Origin of the sequence: Kitasatospora sp. NPDC048722 (assembly GCF_040650235.1) — a bacterium.
GTDB lineage: Bacteria > Actinomycetota > Actinomycetes > Streptomycetales > Streptomycetaceae > Kitasatospora.
This window is the reverse complement of sequence record NZ_JBEZGX010000035.1, coordinates 16758-37016: the sequence shown is the minus strand read 5'-3', so window position 1 is coordinate 37016 and position 20259 is coordinate 16758. Positions and strand designations below refer to the sequence as shown.

At 73.8% G+C, this 20259-nt stretch carries 14 protein-coding genes; all 14 read left to right on the top strand.

Translation table 11 applies throughout. From position 1 onward, the window contains the following. The first annotated feature begins 91 nt into the window (after positions 1-91). The 14 genes from AB0C76_RS24545 (at position 92) to AB0C76_RS24480 (ending at position 20039) form a co-directional block, all read left to right on the top strand. Positions 92-1273 carry a cysteine desulfurase family protein gene (locus AB0C76_RS24545; RefSeq protein ID WP_359969293.1) on the top strand — a complete coding sequence of 394 codons (1182 nt, stop codon included), beginning with the start codon at positions 92-94 and terminating at the stop codon, positions 1271-1273. 134 nt (positions 1274-1407) lie between these two features. Then, on the top strand, positions 1408-2544 hold the full coding sequence (gene mnmA / locus AB0C76_RS24540; RefSeq protein WP_359969290.1) for a tRNA 2-thiouridine(34) synthase MnmA: 1137 nt from the start codon (positions 1408-1410) through the stop codon (positions 2542-2544). A 47-nt stretch (positions 2545-2591) separates the two neighbouring features. After that, entirely contained in the window at positions 2592-3116 is a 525-nt protein-coding gene (locus tag AB0C76_RS24535) for a TIGR00730 family Rossman fold protein (RefSeq protein ID WP_359969287.1), read from the top strand. 13 nt (positions 3117-3129) lie between these two features. Continuing rightward, positions 3130-3819: an SDR family oxidoreductase gene (locus tag AB0C76_RS24530; protein ID WP_359969284.1), complete on the top strand. Its 690-nt coding sequence runs from the start codon at positions 3130-3132 to the stop codon at positions 3817-3819. 36 nt (positions 3820-3855) lie between these two features. Further along, positions 3856-4866: a methionine synthase gene (locus AB0C76_RS24525; RefSeq protein ID WP_359969281.1), complete on the top strand. Its 1011-nt coding sequence runs from the start codon at positions 3856-3858 to the stop codon at positions 4864-4866. Between the two features lie 21 nt (positions 4867-4887). Then, positions 4888-7179, top strand: a complete 2292-nt coding sequence (gene ligA / locus AB0C76_RS24520; protein ID WP_359969415.1) for an NAD-dependent DNA ligase LigA — start codon at positions 4888-4890, stop codon at positions 7177-7179. Positions 7180-7490: 311 nt separating this feature from the next. Then, positions 7491-9278 (top strand): bifunctional diguanylate cyclase/phosphodiesterase, encoded by a 1788-nt coding sequence (locus tag AB0C76_RS24515; protein WP_359969278.1) that lies wholly within the window; start codon positions 7491-7493, stop codon positions 9276-9278. A 162-nt stretch (positions 9279-9440) separates the two neighbouring features. Continuing rightward, positions 9441-9737: an Asp-tRNA(Asn)/Glu-tRNA(Gln) amidotransferase subunit GatC gene (gatC, locus tag AB0C76_RS24510; protein ID WP_329927886.1), complete on the top strand. Its 297-nt coding sequence runs from the start codon at positions 9441-9443 to the stop codon at positions 9735-9737. Positions 9738-9742: 5 nt separating this feature from the next. After that, positions 9743-11236, top strand: a complete 1494-nt coding sequence (gatA, locus tag AB0C76_RS24505; RefSeq protein ID WP_359969275.1) for an Asp-tRNA(Asn)/Glu-tRNA(Gln) amidotransferase subunit GatA — start codon at positions 9743-9745, stop codon at positions 11234-11236. Then, positions 11233-11472 carry a hypothetical protein gene (locus AB0C76_RS24500; protein WP_359969272.1) on the top strand — a complete coding sequence of 80 codons (240 nt, stop codon included), beginning with the start codon at positions 11233-11235 and terminating at the stop codon, positions 11470-11472. Before gatA ends, AB0C76_RS24500 begins: the two co-directional genes overlap by 4 nt. A 77-nt stretch (positions 11473-11549) precedes the next feature. Beyond that, the gene (gene gatB, locus AB0C76_RS24495) at positions 11550-13058 is read left to right on the top strand and encodes an Asp-tRNA(Asn)/Glu-tRNA(Gln) amidotransferase subunit GatB (RefSeq protein ID WP_359969269.1); all 1509 of its coding nucleotides are present in this window, start codon (positions 11550-11552) and stop codon (positions 13056-13058) included. A 220-nt stretch (positions 13059-13278) separates the two neighbouring features. Beyond that, the gene (locus AB0C76_RS24490) at positions 13279-13437 is read left to right on the top strand and encodes a hypothetical protein (RefSeq protein WP_359969267.1); all 159 of its coding nucleotides are present in this window, start codon (positions 13279-13281) and stop codon (positions 13435-13437) included. A gap of 131 nt (positions 13438-13568) precedes the next feature. Continuing rightward, complete coding sequence (locus AB0C76_RS24485; RefSeq protein WP_359969264.1) at positions 13569-16637, top strand: AAA family ATPase; 3069 nt, start codon at positions 13569-13571, stop codon at positions 16635-16637. Between the two features lie 459 nt (positions 16638-17096). Further along, positions 17097-20039 carry an EAL domain-containing protein gene (locus AB0C76_RS24480; RefSeq protein WP_359969413.1) on the top strand — a complete coding sequence of 981 codons (2943 nt, stop codon included), beginning with the start codon at positions 17097-17099 and terminating at the stop codon, positions 20037-20039. Positions 20040-20259: the final 220 nt, after the last annotated feature.

Sequence of the window (20259 nt, the reverse complement as noted above, 5' to 3'; positions counted from 1 at the left end):
GGCTCCGGCCGCGCCGTGACGCGGCCCCGGCCGGATTCGGGTGCGCAGGCCGGGAACGGTGCCGGGTACGGCCCTCTACAATCGGATGGTTATGCCATACCTGGACCATGCGGCGACCACGCCGATGCTGCCCGAGGCGATCGAGGCGATGACGGCGCACCTCGGTGTCGTCGGCAACGCCTCCTCCCTGCACGCGGCCGGCCGCCGGGCCCGCCGCGTCGTCGAGGAGGCCCGCGAGTCGCTCGCCGACTCGCTGGGCGCCCGGCCGAGCGAGATCGTCCTCACCGGCGGCGGCACCGAGTCCGACAACCTCGCCGTCAAGGGCCTCTACTGGGCCCGGCGGGACGCCGACCCGGCCCGCACGCGGGTGCTGTGCAGCCCGGTCGAGCACCACGCGGTGCTCGACGCGGTGCACTGGCTCTCCGAACACGAGGGCGCCACCGTCGAGTACCTGCCGGTCGACGGCCTCGGGCGGGTCCATCCGCAGGCGCTGCGCGAGGCGATCGAACGGGACCCGGACTCGGTCGCCCTGGTCACCGTGATGTGGGCGAACAACGAGGTCGGCACCGTCCAGCCGGTGCGGGAACTCGCCGCCGTGGCGGCCGAGTTCGGCATTCCGATGCACGCCGACGCGGTGCAGGCGCTCGGTCAGGTCGAGGTGTCCTTCGCCGACTCCGGGCTCACCGCGGTCACCGTCACCGGGCACAAGATCGGCGGCCCGTTCGGCATCGGCGCGCTGCTGCTCTCGCGCGGCGCCGCGCCCGTCCCGCTGCTGCACGGCGGCGGCCAGGAACGCGACGTCCGCTCCGGCACCCTCGACGCCCCCGCCGCAGCCGGCTTCGCGGCGGCCGCGGCCATCGCCGTCGAACGGCGGGCCGAGCACGCGGCGGCGCTCGGCGCGCTTCGGGACGACCTGATCGCCTCGGTGCTGGCCGCGGTGCCCGACGCGGTGCTCAACGGCGATCCGGCCCCCGGGGGCCGGCTGCCCGCCAACGCGCACTTCTCCTTCCCCGGCTGCGAGGGCGACGCCCTGCTCATGCTCCTCGACGCCCAGGGCATCGAGTGCTCGACCGGCTCAGCGTGCTCGGCGGGCGTCCCGCAGCCCAGCCACGTGCTGCTGGCGATGGGCGCCGACCCGCTCCTGGCCCGCGCGTCCCTGCGCTTCTCCCTCGGCCACACCTCCACCCAGGACGACGTGAAGGCCCTGGCCCAGGCCATCGCCCCCGCCGTCCAACGCGCCCGCAACGCGGGCCCGATGGCGGTCCGCCGCTAGCCGCGCCGCGGGATCGACGCACGGGGTCGACGCACTCGGGCACTTCTCCTGAGCGGCCGCCCGTCATCGGCCCGTGGCGCTCGTCGTCATCGGCTCGGGGAACACCGGGGGCAGCACGTACGCTTGGGGGCATCATGACTGACTTCCCGGGTGCCCCGACCGCTCCGTCCACTGGCCGTCTGCGCGTGCTCGCGGCGATGTCCGGCGGGGTGGACTCCGCCGTCGCCGCCGCCCGTGCCGCCGAAGCGGGGCACGAGGTGACCGGCGTCCACCTGGCGCTGTCGTCGAACCCGCAGTCCTTCCGGACCGGCGCCCGCGGCTGCTGCACCATCGAGGACTCCCGGGACGCCCGCCGCGCCGCCGACGTCATCGGCATCCCCTTCTACGTGTGGGACCTCGCCGAGCGCTTCCGCGAGGACGTGATCGACGACTTCGTCGCCGAGTACGCGGCCGGCCGCACCCCCAACCCCTGCCTGCGCTGCAACGAGAAGATCAAGTTCGCCGCACTGCTGGACAAGGCGGTCGCGCTCGGCTTCGACGCCGTCTGCACCGGCCACTACGCCCGGATCGTCGACCTGCCGGACGGCCGCCGCGAGCTCCACCGCGCCGTGGACGCCGCCAAGGACCAGTCGTACGTGCTCGGCGTGCTGGACGCCGAGCAGCTGGCCCACTCGCTGTTCCCGCTCGGCGACACCACCAAGGACGTCATCCGCGAGGAGGCCGAGCGCCGGGGCCTGGCCGTCGCCAAGAAGCCGGACAGCCACGACATCTGCTTCATCGCGGACGGCGACACCCAGGGCTTCCTCGCCCGGCACCTCGGCACCGCGACCGGCGACATCCTCGACGTGGACGGCACCAAGCTCGGCGAGCACGACGGCGCGTACGGCTTCACCATCGGCCAGCGCAAGGGCCTGCGGATCGGCCGCCCGGCGCCGGACGGCAAGCCGCGCTACGTGCTCGACATCTCGCCGGTGAACAACACCGTCACGGTCGGCCCGGCCGAGGGCCTGGACGTGGTCGGGCTGACCGCGATCCGCCCGCGCTGGTGCGGCGGCGAGCCGGCCGCCGACGGGCGTTACACCGCCCAACTGCGCGCACACGGCGAGGAGGTGCCGGTCTCGGCCTCCGTCGTGGACGGTGAGCTCCGCGTCGACCTGGACTCGCCGGCCCGCGGCATCGCCCCCGGCCAGGCCGTGGTGCTGTACGACGGCACCCGGGTGGTCGGCTCCGCGACCATCGCGACGACCGAGCGCCCGGCCGTCCGGGCCTGAAACCCCGGTGAGCGGTCCCCGGTCCGCGTGATAGACCAAACAGCACTATGAACATCACTGTCTTCTGCTCCGCGTACTCGCTCGACGACCGTTACTCCGCTCCCGCCGCCGAGTTCGCCCGGCTCCTCGGCGAGGGCGGGCACACCCTGGTCTGGGGCGGCTCGAACGCCGGCCTGATGGGCCTGCTGGCCGACGGGGTGAAGGCGGCCGGCGGGAAGCTGGTCGGCGTCATGGTCGAGATGCTGAAGCACAAGGGGTACGACGGCGCCGACGAGCTCGTCATGACCCGTGACCTGGCCGAGCGGAAGGCGGAGCTCGCGGCCCGCGCGGACGCCATCGTCGTGCTGGTCGGCGGGCTGGGCACGCTCGACGAGGTCACCGAGGTGCTGGAGCTCAAGAAGCACGGGATGTTCGAGAAGCCCGTCGTCGTCCTCGACAGCGAGGGGTTCTACTCCGGCCTGCGCACCCAGCTGGAGCGGATGGACGACGAGGGTTTCCTGCCGCGCGCGCTCGGCGACCTGATCTCCTTCGCCGACACGCCCGCCGAGGTGTTTGCGCAGCTCAAGGCCTGAGAGGATCGGCCCCATGGCTGCACATCTGATCACCGGCGCCGGCTCCGGCATCGGCGCCGTCCTGGCCGGACGCCTCGCCGAGCGCGGGGACGACCTCTGGCTCCTGGCCCGCGACGCCCGCCGCGCCGCCGAACTGCGCGAGCGCTTCCCCGGCGCCCGCACCCTGGTCGGCGACCTGGGCGACCCGGCCAAGCTCGCCTGGGCCTTCGGCCACCAGGAGCTGCCGGTCGAGCTGGACTCGCTGCTGCACGTCGCGGGCGTGGTCGAGCTCGGCCCGGTCGGCGACCTGCCGGTCAAGGCGTGGAACGAGACGCTCGGCGTCAACCTCGTCGCCCCGGCCGAGCTGACCCGCCTCCTGCTGCCCTCGCTGCGCCTCGCCAAGGGCCACGTCGTGTTCGTCAACTCCGGTGCGGGCCTGCGGGCCGGCGCCGAGTGGGCGGCGTACGCGGCGAGCAAGCACGGCCTCAAGGCGCTCGCCGACGCGCTGCGCGAGGAGGAGCACGCCGGCGGGGTGCGCGTCACCTCGGTGTACCCGGGCCGCACCGCCACAGCGATGCAGGTCAAGGTGCACCAGCAGGAGGGCAGGTCCTACGACGCCGGCCGCTGGATCGAGCCGGAGTCCGTCGCGAAGGCGGTCCTCGCGGCCCTGGACGCCAGCCGCGACGCGGAGATCACGGACATCAGCGTCCGCCCGGGCCACTGATCCGGGGCCGGTCGGCGGCGCACTAGGCTCGGACGGGTGAGCACCCCACACCCCTTCCCCGACCTGCACGGCGCCGCCACCGGCGTCGGCTCGCTGCCCGGCACCGACGCGCGGGAGGCCGCCAGGACCTCCACGGGGGCGCTGGAGCACCTGCCGTTCCTCCCCGAGCTGCCCGCGCGCGGGCCGGGCGCCGACATGATCGGCCGCAGCGCCGGCCTGCTGGCCGAGCTGTTCGCGCAGACCGAGCCGAGCGGCTGGCGCTTCGCCGACCGCCCCGGCCGGGACACCCGGCGGGCCCGCTCGTGGCTCGGCGAGGACCTCGACGCGCTGGAGGAGCACACCCAGGGCCACCGGGGCCCGCTCAAGGTCCAGGCCGTCGGGCCGTGGACGCTGGCCGCCTCGATCGAGCTCAAGCACGGCGAGAAGGCGCTCGCCGACCGCGGCGCCTGCCGGGACATCGCCGAGTCGCTCGCCGAGGGCCTGCGCCGCCACCTCGCCGAGGTCCGCAAGCGGGTGCCGGGCGCGGAGGTGGTGCTCCAGCTCGACGAGCCCTCGCTGCCCGCCGTGCTGGCCGGCTCGGTGAAGACCGCGAGCGGCTTCCAGCGGTTGCGCGCGGTGGACCGCCAGGTCGCCGAGGAGGCGCTGCGCGAGCTGATCCGCGCCCTGGACGCACCGGTCGTCGTGCACTGCTGCGCGCCCGAGGTGCCGATCCCGCTGCTGCGCCGGGCGGGCGTCGCCGGCGTCTCGCTGGACTTCTCGCTGCTGACCGAGCGCGCCGACGACGACCTCGGCGAGGCGGTCGAGGCGGGCACGGCGATCCTCGCGGGTGTCGTCCCCTCCACTGACCAGGAGGTGTCCGACCCGGCCGGTAGTGTCCAGGGTGTCAGGACCTTGTGGCGCAGGCTCGGGTTCGCCCCGGAGCTGCTGGGCCGTCGTGTCCTCGTGACACCGACCTGCGGGCTGGCCGGGGCCTCCCCGGCGTACGCGCGCAAGGCGCTGCTGCTCGCGGCGCGGGCGGCGCAGAGCCTGGTGGACAACCCGGAATGAGAACGTAGGAGGCTTGCGGTGGTGGCTGTCGAGGGCTGGGAGGACGTCCCGGCGGAGGTGCGCAGGCGGCACGCCGAGCTGGCGGCGGAGATCACCGACCACCGCGCCCGCTACTACGAGCAGGACGCCCCGGTCGTCTCCGACGCCGAGTTCGACGGCCTGATGCGCGCGTTGGAGGCGCTGGAGGCCGAGCACCCGGCCCTCGTCACCCCGGACTCGCCGACCCAGAAGGTCGGTGGCGCCCCGACCGAGCTGTTCGCCTCGGTCGAGCACCGCGAGCGCCTGCTCAGCCTCGACAACGCCATGGACGACGACGAGCTCGCCGCCTGGGCGGAGCGCGTCGCGGGCGAGCTGGCCGGCATCGACTACCACTACCTGTGCGAGCTCAAGGTGGACGGCCTGGCCGTCAACCTCACCTACGAGAACGGCCAGTTGGTGCAGGCCGCGACGCGCGGCGACGGCCGGGTGGGCGAGGACATCACCCCCAACGTCCGCACCATCAAGGAGATCCCGCAGCAGCTCAAGGGCGACAACGTCCCCGAGCTGGTGGAGATCCGCGGCGAGGTCTACTTCCCGACCGAGGCCTTCGACGCGCTCAACGCCTCGTTCGCGGAGGAGAACGAGCGCCGCCGCCAGGAGAACGAGGAGCGCGCCAAGGAGGGCAAGCGGCCCCGGGCGTTGATCCGGCTGTTCATGAACCCCCGCAACGCCGCCGCCGGTTCGCTGCGCCAGAAGGACCCGCTGGTCACCGCCTCGCGTCCGCTGCACATGGTGGTGCACGGCATCGGCGCCCGGGTCGGCTTCGACATCGACAACCAGTCGCACGCCTACGACCTGCTGCACGAGTGGGGCCTGCCCACCGCCCGGCACAACGAGGTGGTCGGGACGCTCGACGAGGTGCGGGCGTTCATCAAGCGCTTCGGCGAGCAGCGGCACTCGGTCGAGCACGAGATCGACGGCGTCGTGGTCAAGGTGGACGAGATCGCCCTCCAGGGGCGCCTCGGCGCCACCTCCAAGTCCCCGCGCTGGGCGATCGCGTGGAAGTACCCGCCGGAGGAGGTCACCGGCAGGCTGGCGGAGATCAAGGTCGGGATCGGGCGTACGGGACGGGCCACCCCGTACGCCGTGCTGGCCGAGCCGGTCCGGGTGGCCGGTTCGATGGTGCAGTACGCGACGCTGCACAACCGGGAGATCGTCAAGGCCAAGGACGTCCTGCTCGGCGACACCATCGTGCTGCGCAAGGCCGGAGACGTCATCCCGGAGATCCTCGGCCCGGTCTACGACCGGAGGGACGGCACCGAGCGGGAGTTCGTGATGCCCACGCACTGCCCGGAGTGCGGCAGCGAGCTGCGTCCGATGGCGGAGGGCGACATCGACCTGCGCTGCCCGAACGCGCAGCACTGCCCGGCCCAGATCCGGGAGCGGATCGCCTTCCTGGGCGGGCGGTCGTGCCTGGACGTCGAGGGCCTCGGGTACGTCGCGGCCACCGCGCTGACCCAGCCGCTGGCGCCGGCCGAGGCGCCGGTGCGCAACGAGGGCGACGTCTTCGGCCTGACGGTGGAGCAGTTGCTGCCGATCAAGGTGCTGGTCCGCGACCAGAAGACCGGCATGCCCAAGCTGGACGACGTCACCGGCGAGGAGAAGGAGGTCTTCTTCTTCGCGAACCTCAAGGGGCAGCCGAAGAAGAACACCGAACTGCTGCTGGAGAACCTGGAGAAGGTGAAGGACCGGCCGCTCTGGCGGTTCCTCAACGGCCTGTCGATCCGGCACGTCGGTCCGGTCGCGGCCCAGGAGCTGGCGCGGGAGTTCCGCGACCTCGACCGGATCTTCTCGGCCACCGAGGAGGAGCTGGCGGCCGTCGAGGGGGTCGGACCGACGATCGCCCGGTCCGTCATCGAGTGGTACCAGGAGGAGTGGCACCGCGAGATCCTGGAGAAGTGGCGCGCGGCCGGCGTCCGCTTCGTCGAGGAGCCCGCGGACGAGGAGGAGGCGGAGCGCCCGCTGGAGGGGCTGACCGTGGTGGTGACGGGCACCCTGTCCGGGCACACCCGGGACGGCGCCAAGGAGGCGCTGACCTCGCGCGGAGCGAAGGTGACTGGTTCGGTTTCGAAGAAGACCGACTTCGTGGTCGCCGGTGACAACCCCGGGTCCAAGTACGACAAGGCCGTTCAGCTCGGCCTGCCCGTCCTGGACGACGCCGGCTTCGCCGTCCTGCTCGCCGACGGGCCCGCCGCCGCCCGCGCCCACCTGGGGCTCGACGCCTCCGAGGACGCCCCCGGGGGCGCCCCCGAGGAGGTCCCCGCCGAGGGCTGACCCGAGCCGCGAGTGGCCGAATCCGTCTTGTTATCGTCCTGATGCAACGTCACCGGGTGCCGTTCGGCGAAAGCGGGCACAGTGTCCCTGAGCGACACCCGGGCGCGGTGGCGCGTTTCCGGTTGTCCGAAAGTCTGCCCACCGGGTGGGCCCCGGCATACCCTGGAGCGCAACAGAGTGTCAGCAGGGGTGGGGGCACCGGCTGAGCCGGTACTCCGCGGGGTCGCTCCATGCCCGCCAGCAGTCGGTACCGGCACGGTGCCTCACCGTAAGGCGGCCTGACGGGGCGGGCCCGACGGAGGACAGGGCTTATGGATCGTACGACCGGCGGCGCGCCCACACGCCCGCCGCAGGGGGTGGCGGGTGCGGTCCTGCTGCTCGGCGTGCTGCTGGCCGGAGCCGCGCCGCTCATCCCGCTGGCCGTCCTGGTCTACCGGTACGAACCCGAGCTGTTGCCGCTGTTCGCGGTGCCGCTGGCCGTCCTGGTCGCGGCGTGGCGGATCGCCCGGGACCGCGCCCGCGACCAGCTGACCGACCCGCTGACGGACCTGCCCAACCGTCAGGCCCTGCTGCTGGCCGCCCAGGAGGCGATCGCCGAGCACGAACAGGGCTACAGCGTCGGTCTCATACTGCTCGACCTCGATCGCTTCCGATCACTCAACGACACCCTCGGCCACACTGCCGGTGACCGGCTCCTCGTGCACATCGCCCGCCGGCTGCACCGCGCCCTGCGCTCCGGCGGCGCGGCCGGCACGCCCACCCGCGAGTCCATCGACGACGTGTTCGCCGGCCTGCCCCGGCACTACCGCCGCGGCCGCCCGATGGTGGCCCGGATGGGCGGCGACGAGTTCGCCGTCCTGCTGCCCGGCATCAACTACCCGGACTGTCTGGAGCGTGTCGCCAAGGCCCTGATCGCCGAACTCGCCGCCCCGATCCGGCTGGACGGGCTGCTGCTCGTCCTGGAGGCCAGCGCGGGCGTCTGCGTCTTCCCGCAGCACGCCCAGGACGCCGAGTCGCTGCTGCGCCGCGCCGACGTCGCGATGGGCCACGCCCAGCGCGGGCGCAGCGGCGTCGAGCAGTACGACGAGACGCAGGACGCCGACACCCCGTACCGGATCGGGCTCCTCGGGGACCTGCGCCGCGCGCTGGAGACCGGCGAGGTGCAGCTGCACTACCAGCCGAAGGTGGCCTTCGACGGCCGGGTGGTGGGCCTGGAGGCGCTGCTGCGCTGGGAGCGTCCGGGCCAGGGCAAGGTGTCGCCGGACGAGTTCGTCGGGCTCGCCGAGTCCAGCGGGCTGATGCCGCGGCTGACCGACTACGTGCTGGAGGCGGCGGTCGGCCAGCTCGCGTACTGGCGTGACCAGGGCCTGCAGGTGCAGGTCGCGGTGAACGTCTCGCCGCGCGACGTGCTCAACCCGGGCTTCGCGCAGCGCGTCGCCGGGCACCTGGTGCGCCATCAGGTGCCGGCCCACGCGCTCCAGCTGGAGATCACCGAGCGGCTCCTGCTGGACGACTCCCGGCGGGCCGCCGACACCCTGGCCGAGCTGCGCGGCTACGGCGTCGGGATGTCCCTGGACGACTTCGGCACCGGGCACTCCTCGCTGGTGCGGCTGCGCAGCCTGCCGGTCGGCGAGCTGAAGATCGACCGCTCCTTCGTCTCCCGGATGGTCGCCGACGACCACGACGCGGCGGTGGTCCGCTGCTCGGTGGAGCTCGCGCACTCGCTGGGGCTGACCGTGGTCGCCGAGGGAGTCGAGGACGACGAGACCTGGGAGCGGCTGCACTGCATGGGGGTGGACGCGGTGCAGGGCTGGCTGGTGTCGGCCGCGCTGCCGCCCGAGCAGGCCACCGCCTGGCTGCGGGTGCACCGCACCGGCAGCCCGACCGTGGAGCGGCTGGCCGCCACGCTGCCGCCCGGCATCAAGCCGGCCGTGCAGAAGGTCCCGGGCGGCAAGCCGGCGATGCCGCCGGTCCTGCCGCCGACGCTCCCGCCGGTCCTGCCGCCCGTCCTGCCCCCCGTGGTGCAGGCCGTGCAGGCCGCGCAGATGGAGATCAACGCGCCGGGGACGCAGAGTTGGGCCCGGACCAGGCCGCAGTAACCGCCGCCGCCGGTTACTCGTTGGCCGGTGGCCGGGCCGGGCCCCATAGGATGGGGTCCAAAGACCACGAGGACGGGAGCGCCGAGCCGGCTGCTCCTGCCCGGGCCCGGCACCGCTGAAGCAGCGCCGGGTCTCACCAGAACTCACCCTGAGGATCGCTGCATGCCTGGCATCACGCGCGAGGAGGTCGCCCACCTCGCCCGGCTGTCGCGTCTTGAGCTGAAGCCCGAAGAGCTGGACCACTTCGCCGAGCAGCTCGACGTGATCATCGGCGCGGTCGCCCGCGTTTCCGAGGTCGCCGGACAGGACGTCCCGCCGACCTCCCACCCGCTCCCGCTCACCAACGTCATGCGGGCGGACGAGGTGCGGCCGTCGCTCACCCCGGAGCAGGCGCTCGCGAGCGCGCCCGCCGCCGAGGAGCAGCGTTTCCGTGTGCCGCAGATCCTCGGGGAGGACTGACCGAGATGACCGACCTGATCCGCTACACCGCCGCCGAGACCGCGAGCGCCATCGCCAAGGGCGAGGTCTCCGCCGTCGAGGTCGCGCAGGCGCACCTGGACCGCATCGACGCCGTCGACAAGAAGGTCAACGCCTTCCTGCACGTCGACACCGAGGGCGCGCTGAACGCCGCCAAGGCGGTCGACGAGAAGCGCGCCAAGGGCGAGGAGCTGGGCCCGCTGGCCGGCGTCCCGCTCGCGCTGAAGGACGTCTTCACCACCAAGGGCATCCCGACCACCTGTGGGTCGAAGATGCTCGAAGGCTGGATCCCGCCGTACGACGCCACGCTGACCTCGCGCCTCAAGGACGCCGGTGTCGTCATCCTCGGCAAGACCAACATGGACGAGTTCGCGATGGGCTCCTCCACCGAGAACTCGGCGTACGGCCCGACCGGGAACCCGTGGGACCTCTCCCGCATCCCCGGCGGCTCCGGCGGCGGTTCGGCCGCGGCGCTGGCCGCCTTCGAGGCCCCGCTGGCGATCGGCACCGACACCGGCGGCTCGATCCGCCAGCCCGGTGCCGTCACCGGCACCGTCGGCGTGAAGCCGACCTACGGCGCGGTCTCCCGCTACGGCCTGGTCGCGTTCTCGTCCTCGCTGGACCAGGGCGGCCCGTGCGCCCGCACCGTGCTGGACGCGGCGCTGCTGCACGAGGCCATCGCCGGGCACGACCCGCTGGACTCCACCTCGATCGACGCGCCCGTCCCGGCCGTCGTCGCGGCCGCGAAGATGCGCGACGTGCGCGGCATGCGGGTCGGCGTCGTCAAGGAGTTCGCCGGCGAGGGCTACCAGGCCGGCGTCATGCAGCGCTTCAACGAGTCGGTGGAGCTCCTGCGCGAGCTGGGTGCCGAGGTCGTCGAGGTGTCCTGCCCGTCCTTCACGCTCGCGCTGCCCGCGTACTACCTGATCGCGCCGTCGGAGTGCTCCTCCAACCTGGCCCGCTTCGACGCGATGCGCTACGGCCTGCGGGTCGGCGACGACGGCAGCCGCTCGGCCGAGGAGGTCACCGCGCTGACCCGCGAGGCCGGCTTCGGCGACGAGGTCAAGCGCCGCATCATCCTGGGCACCTACGCCCTCTCCTCGGGCTACTACGACGCCTACTACGGCTCGGCCCAGAAGGTGCGCACGCTCATCTCGCGCGACTTCGACGCCGCGTTCGCCGGGGTGGACGTGCTGGTCTCGCCGACCACGCCGACCACCGCCTTCCCGATCGGCGAGCGCGCCGACGACCCGATGGCGATGTACCTGGCCGACCTGTGCACGATTCCGTCCAACCTGGCGGGCAACGCGGCCATGTCGCTGCCGGTCGGCCTGGCTCCGGAGGACAATCTCCCGGTCGGCCTGCAGATCATCGCGCCCGCGATGGCGGACGACCGCCTGTACCGCGTGGGCGGCGCCGTCGAGGCCGCACTCAACGACAAGTGGGGGCACACCCTGCTGGAGGAGGCACCGGCACTGTGAGCAAGATCGAAAAGGCGAAGGGCTTCAAGCACACCAAGCCCGGCCTGTGGCTGTCCATCGGCACCAGCGCCTTCGGCGCGATCTCCGTGGTCAAGGACGTCCGCAAGGCCCGCGAGGAGAGCGACACCCTGAAGCTGGTCAACGCCCTCGTCGGCGCCGCCGCGCTGATCACCGGCACCGCCCTGCTGGTGCGCGAGCTGCGGCAGCTCGCCTCCGACGACGTGCTGCTGGGCTAGCCGAGCGCCCAGGCCCGGCCCCGCGCGAGCGGCGGCCGGGCCCGTACCTCCCAAGTCTTTACGTGAGAAGGGACGCTGTGAGCGTCATGAACCTGGTCTCCTACGAGGACGCTCTCGCGTCGTACGACCCGGTGATGGGCCTTGAGGTCCACGTCGAGCTCGGTACCAAGACCAAGATGTTCTGCGGTTGCTCGACCGAGCTGGGCGCCGAGCCGAACAGCCAGACCTGCCCGACCTGCCTGGGCCTGCCGGGCTCGCTGCCGGTGGTCAACGCGACCGGCGTGGAGTCGGCGGTCAAGATCGGCCTGGCGCTCAACTGCGAGATCGCCGAGTGGTGCCGGTTCGCCCGGAAGAACTACTTCTACCCGGACATGCCCAAGAACTTCCAGACCTCGCAGTACGACGAGCCGATCGCCTTCAACGGCTACCTCGACGTGCAGCTGGAGGACGGTTCGACCTTCCGCGTGGAGATCGAGCGCGCCCACATGGAGGAGGACACCGGCAAGTCCAGCCACGTCGGCGGCGCGACGGGCCGCATCCACGGGGCCACCCACTCGCTGCTCGACTACAACCGGGCCGGCATCCCGCTGATCGAGATCGTCACCAAGCCGATCACCGGCGCCGGCGAGCGGGCCCCCGAGGTCGCCAAGGCGTACGTCGCCGAGCTGCGCGAGGTCATCCGCTCGCTGGGCGTCTCCGAGGCCCGGATGGACAAGGGCCAGATGCGCTGCGACGTGAACCTGTCGCTGCGCCCGAACGGCACCGAGACCTTCGGCACCCGTTCCGAGACCAAGAACGTCAACTCGCTGCGCAGCGTGGAGCGGGCCGCCCGGTTCGAGATCCAGCGCCACGCCACCGTGCTGACCGACGGCGGCACCATCGTCCAGGAGACCCGCCACTTCCACGAGGACAACGGCACCACGACCTCGGGCCGGATCAAGGACAACGCCGAGGACTACCGCTACTTCCCCGAGCCGGACCTGGTCCCGATCGCCCCCCCGCGCGAGTGGGTCGAGGAGCTGCGCGCCGCCCTGCCCGAGCTGCCGCGCGTGCGACGGGCCCGCCTGCAGGCCGAGTGGGGCCTGTCCGACAAGGACATGCAGTCCGTCCTCAACGCCGGTGCGGTCGGGCCGATCCAGGAGACCATCGCGGCCGGTGCCCCGGCCGACCAGGCCCGCAAGTGGTGGATGGGCGAGCTGGCCCGCCGCGCCAACGAGACCGGCACCGAGCTCAGCGAGCAGCCGATCACCCCGGCGCAGGTCGCCCGGGTCGCCGCGCTGGTCGCCGAGGGCAAGCTGAACGACAAGCTGGCCCGCCAGGTCATCGAGGCCGTGCTGGCCGGCGAGGGCGAGCCCGACGAGGTCGTCGAGAAGCGCGGCCTGGCCGTCGTCTCGGACGACTCCGCGCTCGGCGCCGCGGTCGACCAGGCCATCGCCGAGAACGAGGCCGTCGCCGCCAAGATCCGCGACGGCAAGGTCGCGGCTGTGGGCGCGCTCGTGGGCGCGGTCATGAAGGCCACCCGCGGCCAGGCGGACGCCGCCCGCGTGAAGGACCTGATCCTTGAGAAGCTGGGCGTCTCTGCCTGAGTTCCTAAGGTGTCTTAGGCGTCTAAGGCCACCTAAGTAAGGCCTAAGGCCCGGTTCCACCCCCGGATTGGGAGGGAACCGGGCCTTTGTCGTGCCCGACGGGCCTCATCTAAGGCATCCGGGCCCCCGAAGATCGGGAAGCCTGCCGATGTGGGGCACCCCCCTGGGGGAGGAAGCTCTTGGTCAACAGGGAAGAACGAAACCCACGAGGGGAAACACCGTGATCGAGTACGAGCTCATCCAGCAGCAGGTCCACGAGCTCCAGGCCCACGCCGAACACCAGCGCCTGGTCCGCGAGGCCAAGGAGGCCCGCCGCGGCCTGCGCCGCCCGGTCGCCGCGCGCTTCCAGCGCCGCGCCGCGCGGAAGACGGAGTGCTGACGGACCGGCACCCGGCGGGTGCCGAGGAGAAGTCGGAGGGGGAGGCGCGAGTGAGCGCCTCCCCCTCCGGGCGTTCGCCGGGCGAGATATCCTCTCGGCCGGCTGCCACGGCCTATGGCATGCTCGCCTCCATGCAGCAGATGTCGGTCAGTCCCGTCTTCGTCGGCCGCGGCACCGAGATCACCGCGCTCGCGGACGCGCTGCGCCGGGCCGGCACCGGCAGTCCGCAGACCGTCCTGATCGGCGGCGAGGCCGGCGTCGGCAAGACGCGCCTGCTGGAGGAGTTCCTGGACCGCGCAGGCCACGGCGGGGGAGTGGTCACCACTCTGGGCGGCTGTCTGGAGATCGGGGCCGAGGGACTCCCGTACGCACCGCTCGCGGGCGCCCTGCGCCGGCTGCACCGCACGCTCGGCCCCGAACTGGAGGCCGCGGCCGCCGGCAGCGAGGGCCATCTCGCCCGCCTGCTGCCCGAGTTCGGCGACGCCGACGGCGAACCCAACGACGAGTACGGCCGGGCCCGGCTGTTCGAGCACACCGCGAGGCTGATCGAACGGCTCGGCGCGGACCGTACGCTCGTCATCGCCGTCGAGGACCTGCACTGGTCCGACCGCTCCACCCGCGAACTCCTCGCCTACCTGGTCCGCACCCTGCACCGCGCCCGCGTGCTGCTGGTCGCCACCTACCGCACCGACGACCTGCACCGCCGCCACCCGCTGCGCCCGTTCCTCGCCGAGCTCGACCGGCTGCGCACCGTCCAGCGGCTGGAGCTGGCGCGGTTCCGCCGCGGCGAGGTAGCCGCCCAGCTGGCCGGCATCCTCGGCACCGCCGCGCCCGACCGGCAGCTGGTGGACCGGATCCACCGCCGTTCCGAGGGCAACCCCTTCTTCGTCGAGGAGCTCGCCACCGCCTTCGAGGACGGCTGCGGGGCCGGCCTCACCGACTCGCTGCGCGACATCCTGCTGGTCCGGGTGGAGAGCCTGGACGAGGAGGCCCAGAAGGTGGTGCGGATCGCCGCCGAGGGCGGCTCACACGTCGAGCACGCCCTGCTCGCCGCCGTCCTGGCCGACCTGATGGCCGACGAGGAGGAGCTGATCGGCGCCCTGCGCACGGCCGTCGGCGCCAACATCCTGCGCCCGGACGGCGACGGCGAGGGCTACCGCTTCCGGCACGCACTGGTCCGCGAGGCCGTCTCGGACGACCTCCTGCCCGGCGAACGGCACCGGATCAACCGCAAGTTCGCGCTCGCCGTCGAGGCCGAGCCGCACCTCGTGCCCGGCGACGCCCTGCCCGCCCGGCTCGCCAACTACTGGTACCACGCGCACGATCCGGCCCGTGCCCTGCCGACCGCCCTGGACGCGGCCCGGGCCGCCCGGCGCCGCAACGCCTTCGCCGAGCAGCTGCGCATGCTCGAACGCGCCCTCGAACTGTGGGACATGGTCTCCGAGGACGTCCTCGCGCACACCCTGCGCCCGTACGACTGGGCCGAGACCTACCCGCCCGGCTCCTGCGACGTCCGTCCCCAGGACGAGGACTGCGACCGGATCCAGCTGATCGACGTGCTCGCCGAGGCCGTCGTCGCCGCCCGGCGCAGCGGCGACCGCGAGCGCGGGCTCAGCCTGGCCAAGCGGGCGCTCAAGCTGGTCGACGAGACGGTGGACCCGCTGCGCGCGGCCTGGTTCCGGATCAACCGGGCCCGCATGCTCGGCCACCTGCGGCGCTCGGGCGACGACGAGGAGATCGCGCACGCGCACCGGCTGGTCGACCACCTGCCGCCCTCCGCGGTGCAGGCCGAGGTGTTCGCGCTCGGCGCCGGCGTCGCGATGCTCAAGCACCCGGGGCCCGAGCACATCGAGCTCGCCGAGCGGGCGATCCGGATCGCCCGCGAGGTGGGCGCCCACGCCGTCGAGCAGCACGCGCGGATGACGCTCGCCGGCCTGCGGTACGACCTGGATGGCGACGCCGAGTCCGGGCTGGCGGGGCTGCGGGCCGCCGTCGAGGCCTCCCGGCGGGTCGGCACGCCGGACGTGCTGCTGCGCGGCATCAACAACCTCGCGAGCGTGCTGCGCGGGCTCGGCCGGTCCGAGGAGGCGGTGGCGATGGCCCGCGAGGGCCTGGAGAACGCCGCCGGCTACGGCCTGGTGCGCAACAGCGGCAGCATCCTGACCGGCAACCTGGCCGAGGCGCTGATCGACCTCGGGCGCCTCGCGGAGGCCGTCGAGGTGCTGGGCGACTGCGACCCGGACGAGGCGACCCTCGCCCATGCCGAGTTCCTGGAGCGGATGCGCGGCGAGATCGCCCTGCTGAAGGGTGACCTGCCCAAGGCGGCGGTCCTCATGGGCCGGGCCCGGGAGGCCAACCGGGTCGGCCAGATCCAGCACTCGGCGCCGATCAGCCGGCTCGCGGTGCGGATCGCCTGGCTGAACGGCCGGCCGATGGAGGCCCGAGCCGAACTGCTCGCCGCGCTCGCCGCGCTCGCGGACGTCCGGCGGCTCGGCGACGAGGCCGACGTGTACCCGCTGCTGTTCGAGGGGGCCGCGGTGGAGGCGGACTCCCGGGGCCTGCCGGAGGCCGAGGCCGGGCGGGCCGAGGTGCTGGCCGGGATCGCCGCGGCGGCGGCCGGGCTCATCCCCAAGGCGCCGTTGCACCACGGCTGGGCGCGGCTGCTGGAGTGCGAGCTGGCCCGCGCCGGGGGCACCGACACCCCGGAGCAGTGGGCCGCCGCGGTCGCCCTGCTGCGGCCGGTGGCCCTGCCGCACCCGCTGGCGCTCGGCCTGCTGAGGGCGGGCGAGGCCGAGGTGCGGGCCGGGCGGCGCGAGGCGGCCGCCGAACTCCTGCGCGAGGCGCGGGAACTGGCCGAGGCACGCGGTGACCGCCCGCTGGTCGCCGAGATCACCGGCCTGGCCGACCGCGCCGGGCTGGCGCCGGCGCCGTCCGCTCCCGCGGCGGCCCCCGCGGGGCAGGCCGCACCGGCGGGGGAGTCGTTCGGGCTCACCCCCCGTGAGCGGGACGTGCTCCGGCTGCTCGCGCGCGGCTGGACGAACCGGCAGATAGCCGAGGAGCTGTACATCTCCCCGAAGACCGCGAGCGTGCACGTGTCCAACATCCTCGGCAAGCTCGCGGTCGGCGGCCGTGGCGAGGCGGCCGCGCTGGCCCACCGGCTGCGGCTCTTCCCGGACGACCTGGCCACCGCCACCGGGTGACCCGCGCCCCCGGTCCGGGACCGGCCGGCGGACCCCGCCCACCGGCCCCGGGCCGGTGGGCGCCGTCGCATGCTCCCGTGCGCGCCGCGTGAGCCCCCGCCCGCGCGCCGCCGCCAACCGGGCCGATCCGCCGGAACCGGGTGCATTTCCCCACCTCCGCGCCATTACTCTAAGTTCAGTGTGCGTGTCATTGAGTGACGGAATTGGTGTAGGGTCCCGATCGGGAGCATCGGTGCGGTGCGGCGACCGGAAGGTCGCCCGCCCCCTGGGCCGCCGTCCTGACGGGGCGCCAGGTCACCGCGTACGGCGAAGCGGCGCGCGGCCGGTGGCCCGTGGCCGGGGCGCCGGGTCCCGGGCCGGAGGGGGAGAGGTCAAGTGAGCTCCACCGATACGGTGCTGCCCGCGGCCGAGCGGCCGGGCGTGCCGGCCACCGACGCGCCCATCACGAGACGTGGCCCGCTGCGCCGCCTGCGGGAGGGCCGCGCCCTGCCCGGCCTCGCGCTCGGCGCCCTGTGCCTCAGCTACGCGTGCGGCGCCGCGACCGGCTGGGGCTCCCATCAACTCGCGGTCTTCATGGGTGATTTCGGGCTCGCCGCGGCGGCCCTCGCGGCCGCGCTGTCCTGCCTGGTCTACGGCTGCACGGTCGGCGGCCACGCCCGTCCGGCCTGGCTGCTGTTCGGCCTCTCCTCGCTCACGGTGGCCTTCGGCAACGGCACCTGGGGCTGGTACGAGCTCGTCGAGCGCACCGCCCTGCCCCAGGACTCGCTCGCCGCCTACGCCTTCCTGCTGTTCGCCCCGCTCTCCATCACCGGCATCCTGGTGCTCGCCCAGCGCCCGCGCTCCGCGGCCGGCTGGCTGTGCCTCCTGCTGGACGGCTGGCTGATCGCCGGCTCGCTGTTCACCCTCAGCTGGAGCCTGGCGCTCGGCCGGATCGCCGCCGGCGAGGGCGGCTCGGTGCTGACCCTGGCCCTCAAGCTGGCCTACCCGGTGCTGGACATCCTGCTGGTCAGCCTGGTGGTCGGGCTGCGCTTCGGCGGCCGGGACGGCAACCGGGCCGCCGTGCACACCGCGATGATGGCACTCGCCGTCACCGTCATCTGCGACGCCCTGTTCACCTCCCCGGCGCTGCACAGCAGTTACCACTCCGGCGAGCTCCTCGACGCCGGCTGGTTCTCCGGCAGCCTGCTGCTGGCCTGGGCGCCGTGGTCGCCGCGCTGGCGCCGCCCGCTGCGCGAGCACCCGTCGGCCGGCGGCCTGCCGCGCCGCCGGGTGGCCACCACGTTCAGCGCGCTCACGCCGTACGCCGCCGCCGCGGTGTGCACCGCCGGGATCCTGTACAACGCGCTCGGCGGGCGCCAGCTCGACCGGGTGGTGGCCGCGGCCGCCTGCACCGTCGGCCTCGCGCTCATCCTGCGCCAGGGCGTGATGCTGCTCGACAACCTCTCGCTCGCCCAGGAACTCGCCCACAAGGAGGCGCACTTCCGCTCCCTGGTGCAGGGCTCCAGTGACGTCATCATGATCGCCGGCGCCAACGGCGTGCTCTCGTACGTCTCCCCGGCCGCGCTCGGCGTCTACGGGCGCGACCCGGAGCAACTGGTCGGCGGCAACCTGCTGGACCTCGTCCACCCCGAGGACGTCGACCGGGTGCTCGGTGAGGTGCGCCGCTACCTCGCCCGGGTCCGCCTCACCGCGCACCGCTCGCCGGGCACCGCCGAACCGTCCGCCCGGGTCGAGTGCCGGATCCGCTCCGGTGCCGGCGAGTGGCTGCACGTCGAGTCCACCGTCAGCCGGCACCGCGACGGGCTGATCCTCAACAGCCGGGACGTCACCGAACGCGTCATGCTCCAGGCCCAGTTGCAGCACAACGCCTTCCACGACCCGCTCACCGACCTGCCCAACCGGGCGCTGTTCACCCAGCGGCTGCGGGCCGCCCTCGGCACCCGCGACCGGCAGGGCGGCCGGGGCGAGTCGGGCGCCGGGATCGCCGTGCTCTTCCTCGACCTGGACGGCTTCAAGGCGGTCAACGACAGTGCCGGCCACCAGGTCGGCGACGAGCTCCTGGTGCAGGCCGCCCGCCGCCTGCAGGGCGCCGTCCGCTGCGGGGACACCGTCGCCCGCTTCGGCGGCGACGAGTTCGCCGCGCTGGTGTGCGGCCCGCTCGGCCGCCTCCAGGTCCAGGAGCTCGCCGAGCGGCTGCGGGTCGCGCTGTCCGAGCCGTACTGGATCGGCGGCGCCGAACTCGCCGTCGCCGCCAGCATCGGCATCGCCTTCGGCACCCCCGAGCGCGGCCCGGCCGCCGACCCGCGCACCGGCGCCGACGAGCTGATGCGCAACGCCGACCTCGCGATGTACCGGGCCAAGTCCGAGGGCAAGGGCCGGGTGGTGCTCTACAGCCCCGCCATGCGGGCCGACCTGGAGCGCCGCACCGAACTCGACGAGCGGCTGCGGGTCGCCGTCCGCGAGGGCGGCTTCACGCTGCTCCACCAGCCCGTGGTGGACCTCGCCAGCGGGGCCGTGGCCGGCGTCGAGGCGCAGGCCCGCTGGCGCTCGGCGAAGGGCCTGCTGCTCACCCCCGCCGAGTTCCTGCGCTCGGCCGAACACGGCGACGCGGCCACCCGCTTCGCCCGCTGGCTGATCCACGAGGCGGTGGCGGCCGCCGCAGCCCGGCGCGGCCTGCCCTCCCGCAACCGCACCGGCCCCGCGCCGGTGCCCGTCGCGGTCCGCCTCTCCGTCGAGCGACTGTGCTCGCCCGGACTGTACGAGACCGTCGCGGCCGCGCTGCGCGACCACCGGCTGCCGGCCGGCGAGCTGGTGATCGAGGTGGCCCGGATGGGCCCGGACGCCCTCGCCGACGAACTGGGCCGCCGCCTGGCCGCATTGCGCCGGCTCGGGGTCGCCACCGTCCTGGCCGGCTACGGCGCCGGCAGCGGCTCGCTGGGCGCCCTCGCCCGGCTGCCGCTGGACGGTCTCAAGCTGGACCGCAGCCTCGTGCAGGACCTCGGCGAGTCCGCGATCAGCCGCACCCTGGCCGGGCACTCGCTGCGCCTCGGTCGCGACCTCGGGCTGCTCACCGGCGCCGAGGGGGTGGACCTGCCCCGGCAGATCGCCGTCCTGCAGGAGCTCGGCTGCCGCCAGGGCCAGGGCTCGGCGTTCGCCCCGCCGCTGGACGAGCCCCGGCTGCGCCGCGCGCTGGTGCGCCGCGGCTACCCCCTGCCGAGGCCGCTCGGCTCGCTGTCGGCCCGCCGGGCGTACCTGGCCGCGGACACCCGGACGAGTGGCCGCGAGGAGTCCCAGGGAGGGCGTGTCGTACATCACCACGGGGCCTGCGACCTGCCCGAACACCGGGCCGTGGCAGGTCCGGGAGGGAGTCCGCATGGCGAGACGGCTGTCCCACCTGCTTGACACGCGCCCCCGGACGGGAGGAAGGTCGTTGCCATGCGCACCCGAATTCTCGTACTTGGCGGGCGCGTCGGCTGAGCGGGCACGCACGCCCCGCTTGTGACAGACCGACGCGCCACCCCTCGCATGCCCTTGGCACGAGGGGTTTTTTGTTGCACTGACGCTGTTCCACCCACGCAAGACCCCTGGCCCCAACCGCTCCGCGAACCCCACGGAAACGGGG

Bases quoted from the DNA above. Each gene is read 5' to 3' on its own strand.
- AB0C76_RS24535 (WP_359969287.1), top strand. From the start codon at position 2,592: ATGAACATCACTGTCTTCTGCTCCGCGTACTCGCTCGACGACCGTTAC.
- AB0C76_RS24485 (WP_359969264.1), top strand. From the start codon at position 13,569: ATGCAGCAGATGTCGGTCAGTCCCGTCTTCGTCGGCCGCGGCACCGAG.
- gatC (WP_329927886.1), top strand. From the start codon at position 9,441: ATGCCTGGCATCACGCGCGAGGAGGTCGCCCACCTCGCCCGGCTGTCG.
- AB0C76_RS24545 (WP_359969293.1), top strand. From the start codon at position 92: ATGCCATACCTGGACCATGCGGCGACCACGCCGATGCTGCCCGAGGCG.
- AB0C76_RS24515 (WP_359969278.1), top strand. From the start codon at position 7,491: ATGGATCGTACGACCGGCGGCGCGCCCACACGCCCGCCGCAGGGGGTG.
- gatA (WP_359969275.1), top strand. From the start codon at position 9,743: ATGACCGACCTGATCCGCTACACCGCCGCCGAGACCGCGAGCGCCATC.
- AB0C76_RS24530 (WP_359969284.1), top strand. From the start codon at position 3,130: ATGGCTGCACATCTGATCACCGGCGCCGGCTCCGGCATCGGCGCCGTC.
- mnmA (WP_359969290.1), top strand. From the start codon at position 1,408: ATGACTGACTTCCCGGGTGCCCCGACCGCTCCGTCCACTGGCCGTCTG.